A 700-nucleotide genomic window follows, 5' to 3' on the forward strand; every position below is an offset into this window, starting at 1 on the left:
CGGCTATGGGTTTCGCTCCAGACCGGCGCCTACGAACCCGAAACCTTCGCCTGTTCCCGCGATCCCGGTGAGATATGCGGGTTAATCTATTGCCCTGGCGCAAACAGGGTGCCCAAAAGGGTGGAAGGCCTTGGGTTGCTCTGGGCTATACTCAGGCCTTGGGTCGCCCGGCGACCCCGGATGAGCGAGGTTTCGGCGCCCATGCATGACAAGCTTTCCAGCGATTACCGGCCGTCGGACAAAGAGCCGTACATGAGCCCACTTCAGCTGGCCTATTTTCGACAGAAGCTTCTGGAGTGGCGGCAACAGCTGCTCGACGAGTCCGACGAAACCATTCGCAACCTGCGTAACGAGCAGTGGCGCGAACCAGACCCGAACGACCGGGCCAGCCGGGAAAGCGACGCCAGCCTCGAATTGCGTACCCGGGATCGTTACCGAAAGCTCATCGGAAAAATCGATGCCGCGCTCCGGCGCATCGATGACGGGAGTTATGGCTACTGCGAGGAAACCGGCGAGCCCATCGGCCTCGCGCGCCTGGAGGCGCGCCCCATCGCCACCCTTAGCCTGGAGGCCCAGGAGCGGCACGAGAGGGATGAGAGGCGGTGAATGGTTGTCCGTTGTGAGTGGTCAGTTGTCCGTTGTTGAAAATCCCTTGACACACTTTCTGCCTTAGCCAGGCTCCTGACAACTGACAACTGAC

General features: G+C 60.9%; 1 protein-coding gene. It reads left to right on the forward strand.

Annotated elements, in window-relative coordinates:
* Positions 1 to 201 precede the first annotated feature (201 nt).
* Positions 202 to 606: an RNA polymerase-binding protein DksA gene (gene dksA, locus B1C78_RS17125; protein ID WP_077280365.1), complete on the forward strand. Its 405-nt coding sequence runs from the start codon at positions 202 to 204 to the stop codon at positions 604 to 606.
* Positions 607 to 700: the final 94 nt, after the last annotated feature.

Source organism: Thioalkalivibrio denitrificans, assembly GCF_002000365.1.
Classification (GTDB): domain Bacteria; phylum Pseudomonadota; class Gammaproteobacteria; order Ectothiorhodospirales; family Ectothiorhodospiraceae; genus Thioalkalivibrio_A; species Thioalkalivibrio_A denitrificans.